Below are 4739 nucleotides of genomic sequence, written 5' to 3'. Positions count from 1 at the left end.
CGACCTCGATCGCGTCGCAGCAAGGCCAGCCGGCCGAGCGGTACATCTCGCGCAGGCGCCGCGCATGCAGCTTGCCGAAGGGCACGCCGCCCGAAGCCGTGGCGATGGCCAGCGAGGCCGCGAGCGACACCGCGGTCTGCATCGGCGGCTCCTCCACCGGCGGCGGAAAGCCGGGGTCGGTCACCGGTGGCATCGCGGGCGGCGGGTCGCCCTCGGGCAATGGCCCCGGCGGCATGACGGGCGGTGGCGGCACCACGGGCACATCGGGCGCGGGTGGCGGCGGGCCGATGGGCGTGTCGACGATGGGATCGAGGGCGAGTGCGGACATGGTGAGGAACAGGTTAGCGAAATCCGGTGGATGAGGCGAGGACTCGAACGAACGGTTGCGATCGGTTGCACAGACGGACAGAACGCGCGGATGCCGCCGTCGCGTCAGTGGAAATCCCGGCTGCTGTTGCTCTGCGCGAGCCGGCCCATCAGCGGCGTCAGGTCCTTGAAGCCGGTGGCGATCAGGTGCTGCACCTTGCCGCCGCTGTCATCGTCGCGCTGCCAGGTGCCCTGCACCGCGAGCAGGTGCGATTTCAGCAGCGGCTCGCGCCAGGCCTCGATCACGTGGTTCCAGACGATCACGTTGACGTTGCCGGTCTCGTCCTCGAGCGTGACGAAGATGGTGCCGTTGGCGGTCTGCGGCCGCTGCCGACCCTTGACGATGCCACAGGCGCGCACCACGCGGCCGCTGGGCATGCCGCGCAACTGCTCGGCGCTCATCAGGTTCATGCGTGCCAGCCGCGGGCGCAGCAGCGCGAGCGGATGGCGCCGCAGCGTGAGGCGCATCGACGCATAGTCGCCGACGATCTCCTCGCCCTCGGGCGCCGCGGGCAGCGCCAGCGCCTCCTCGTGGATCGGCACGCCCTTGAGCAGCCCCGGCGCGCGCCGCTGCGCCGTCGCATCCCACATCTGCTGGCGCCGATGGCCCGACAGCGAGATCAGCGCATCGGCCGCGGCCAGCGCCGCCATGTCCTTGCCGTCGAGCTCGGCGCGCAGCGCGAGGTCCTCGGTGCTGGTGAAGGCCTGCTGCGCACGGGCTTCGAGCAGGCGCTTCGCGCCGCCCTTGCTGAGACTCGCGATGCGGTTCAGGCCCAGGCGCACCGCGGGCTGATCGTCGTGGCCCAGGCGCTCGGCATAGCGTGCGTCGGTGCCCGGCGGCACGCGTGGTGCATCGGCCGCGCGCGGCTCGAGCGTGGTGTCGATCTCGCTGCAGGTCACGTCGACCGGCCGCACCTCCACGCCATGCCGGCGCGCGTCCTGCACCAGCTGCGAGGGACTGTAGAAGCCCATCGGCTGCGAGTCGAGCAAGGCGGCGAGGAAGCAGGCGGGCTCGTGGCACTTGAGCCAACTGCTGACCGTGACCAGCAGCGCGAAGCTGGCGGCGTGGCTTTCGGGGAAGCCGTAGTCGCCGAAGCCCATGACCTGTCTGAAGATGGCTTCGGCGAATTCCTTCTTGTAGCCATGGTCGACCATGCCGTCGACCAGCTTGCGGTGGAACTTGCCGAGCCCGCCCTTGCGCTTCCAGGCCGCCATCGCACGGCGCAACTGGTCGGCCTCGTCGGCCGTGAACCGGGCCGCGATCATCGCGATCTGCATCACCTGCTCCTGGAAGATCGGGATGCCCAAGGTGCGTTCCAGCGCGGGCCGCAGTTCGTCCTTCTCGTAGACGATGGGCAGGCCTTTGGCGACACGTTCGCGCTGCTTGAGGTACGGATGCACCATGCCGCCCTGGATCGGCCCGGGCCGCACGATCGCGACCTCGATCACCAGGTCTTCGTAAGTGCGCGGTTTCAAGCGCGGCAGCATCGACATCTGGGCACGGCTCTCGATCTGGAACACACCCACGGTGTCGGCGTCGCAGATCATTTCGAACACCTTCGGGTCATCGTTAGGGATCTGGTGCATCTCCCTGGTCCAGCCCCGCCAGCGGTTCATGTGATCGAGCCCCCGCTTGATCGCACTCAACATGCCGAGCGCCAGCACATCGACCTTGAGCATGCCGATGGCCTCGAGGTCGTCCTTTTCCCACTGGATTACCGAGCGATTCTTCATCGAGGCCTTCTCGACCGGCACCAGGCGCGTGAGCTTGGTGTGGGTCAACACGAAGCCGCCGACATGCTGGCTCAGGTGGCGCGGAAAGCCACGCAAGCGCTGCGTCATCTCGATCCACTGCACCAGCTTGAGTTCGTCCTCCTCCACGCCCACGCGCGCGGCGGCGGCACGCAACTGCTCGCCGAGCACGGTGTCGTCGAACCAGTAGTGGTCCTTGGCGAACTCGTCGACCAGGCGCTCGTCGATGTCCAGGGCCTTGCCCACGTCGCGCAATGCGCTGCGCGCGCGGTAGCAGATGACGACCGCGGCAATGGCGGCGCGGTCGCGGCCGTATTTCTCGTAGATGTACTGGATGACGTCTTCGCGCCGTTGATGCTCGAAATCGACATCGATGTCGGGCGGCTCATGGCGATGCCTGCTCAGGAAGCGCTCGAACAGAAGGTGACTCTTCTCGGGATCGATCGCGGTGATGCCGAGGCAGTAGCAGACGGCCGAGTTGGCGGAGGAACCTCGGCCCTGGCAAAGGATGTCCTGCGAGCGCGCGAAGCGCACGATGTCCTCCACCGTGAGGAAGAACATCTCGTATTCGAGCTCGAGGATCAGCGACAGCTCCTTCTCGACCTGTTCGCACACCTTGTCGGGCACGCCGTCGGGATATCGCTTCCTCGCACCCTCCCAGGTCTTGCGCACCAGCGTCTGCGCAGGCGATTCGTCGTGGCCGAGGGTCTCGAGCGGGTACTTGTAGTTCTCGCGAATCACCTTCGGATCGAAGCTGCAGCACGCGGCGACCTCCAGCGTGTTCGCGAGCATCTCGCGCGTGTAGAGCTCGGCCAGCCGCACGCGTTGGCGCAGATGGCGCTCGGCATTCGATTGCAGGGCGAAGCCGCATTCGGCCACCGTCTTGCCCTCGCTCACGGCGGTGAGCACATCCTGCAGCGGCTTTCGTGCACGCGCATGCATGTGCACGTCGCCGGCCGCCACCCGACGCACGCCGGCGCGCTCGCCAGCCTCGGTCAGTGCCACGAACCAGAGGTCGTCGTCGATCTCGTTGAGCATCTCGACGGCCAGCCAGAGGTTGTCGCCGTACAGGGCCTGCGCCGCCTTCAGGTCGCCGTGCAGCACCTCGGCGTCGAGCATGGCACCGGGCACGCGCAACGGCACGAACAGCACCTGGCAGCGCTGCAGCGAGGCCACGTCACTGCCATCCCAGGTCACGCGGTAGTCGCCCTTGGGCAGTTCGGTCGTGCGCGCGGCGGTGATGAACTCGCAGAGGTTGCCCCAGCCCTCGGTGTCGTTCGCGATCACCACCAGCTTGAAGCGCTCGAAGCGGAACTCGCTACCGAACAGCAGCCGGAACTCGGGATGGCGCGGGATCGGCGGCTCCTCGGGATGCTCGCGCTCGTACTCGTCGAGCTGCCCCGGCAGGTCACGCAACGCCACATGCGCGCGCACGATGCCGGCCACCGAGCATTCGTCGGTGATGGCAAGCGCCGCATAGCCGAGGTGGTAGGCACGCTGCACCAGTTCCTCGGGCGTGGAGGCGCCGCGCTGGAAGCTGAAGTGCGTGAGGCAATGCAGCTCGGCATAGCCCGGCAGGCTCGGCACGCCGATCGCTTCGCGCCGCGGCAGGGGCTGCACCGGGGCCGGCTTGCGCTGCTTGGCGCTCGAGTCAGGCATACAACCCCTGCAGGAACCAGCGCACCTCGCCCGAAGCGAAGCAGGCCGCGGAGCGCTCCCTGAAGATCCACACCAGGCCGACCTCGGGACTCTCCGCGATGTAGTAATCGCGCACCGCCGGCTGGCCGCCCTCGTCCACGCCGCCCCACCATCCGGTCTCGACCCGCTGCGGCCCGATCAGCTTGCTCAACGTACCCTTGTAGCAAGGCCGCTCGCCGTCCATCTCGAGGCGCAGCGGCTCGGGCAGCAGCCAGGCGGGATAGAGGGCATCGGGCTGCTGGGCCGGTGCCGCGGCGGCATCGCGCACCCGTGCCTTGGGTGCCGCGGACTTGATGCCGCTGCGGCCCAGTGCCGGCCGCCAGACCTGGGTGTGTTCGGGCTGATGATCCGCCCGCGCCCGCGGCACCAGCACCTGCATCGCCCCCAGCCGCACACTCAGCCGCTCCACCATCTCGTGCAGCCTGTCCCCCTTGCGGTTGTCCTCCGGCAGAAAGCTGGTGCTCGCCCCGGCCCACGGATCGGTCTCGAGCGAGCGCAGCTTGAGCCAGCTCGCGGGCGCTGCGAGCGTGGCCAGGGCGAGCTTCTCGGACAGCAGGCGGCGCAAGTGCGCGAGGTCCTGCGTGGGCTCGGCGGTGCGCACCGCGACCTGCTGGGTCGGCGGCAGGTTCACGCCGTTGAAACGCTTGAGGTCGAGCGTCCATTCCAGCTCGAGCGCGCGCGCGCCACGCTGGCGCGCACGCAGCCAGATCTGCAGCGCCGACAGCAGCCGGTTGGCCGACCACATGAGTTCGGGCGCGGTCTCGGCCAGCGCGGGCAGCTCGAGCTTCTGCTCGAACACGTCGGGCAGCGTGAGCCAGGCATGGCTTTCGGGGCGCAGGCCCCAGGCGATGTCGAGCGCGGCGCGCAGCTCGGCGCCGAAGCGCCGCGAGAGCCCGCCGCGCGGCAGCGCCGCCACCTCGCCC

The 4739-nt window shown here is 68.9% G+C and carries 2 protein-coding genes and 1 pseudogene; all 3 read right to left on the bottom strand.

Translation table 11 applies throughout. The annotated features are described in order from the left end of the window. Window positions 1-328 (bottom strand): annotated as a pseudogene (locus AC27VN_RS33120) (hypothetical protein); the annotation flags it as partial. 104 nt (window positions 329-432) lie between these two features. Further along, on the bottom strand, window positions 433-3777 hold the full coding sequence (locus AC27VN_RS33115; protein WP_490879310.1) for an error-prone DNA polymerase: 3345 nt from the start codon (window positions 3775-3777) through the stop codon (window positions 433-435). After that, the coding region (locus AC27VN_RS33110; protein WP_490879309.1) for a DNA polymerase Y subunit UmuC family protein at window positions 3770-4739 on the bottom strand (970 nt) is incomplete at its 5' end. The genes AC27VN_RS33110 and AC27VN_RS33115, both read right to left, overlap by 8 nt.

It is taken from the genome of Variovorax sp. 20P10.2.4, assembly GCF_058244205.1.
This window is presented reverse-complemented; position numbering and strand designations above follow the sequence as displayed.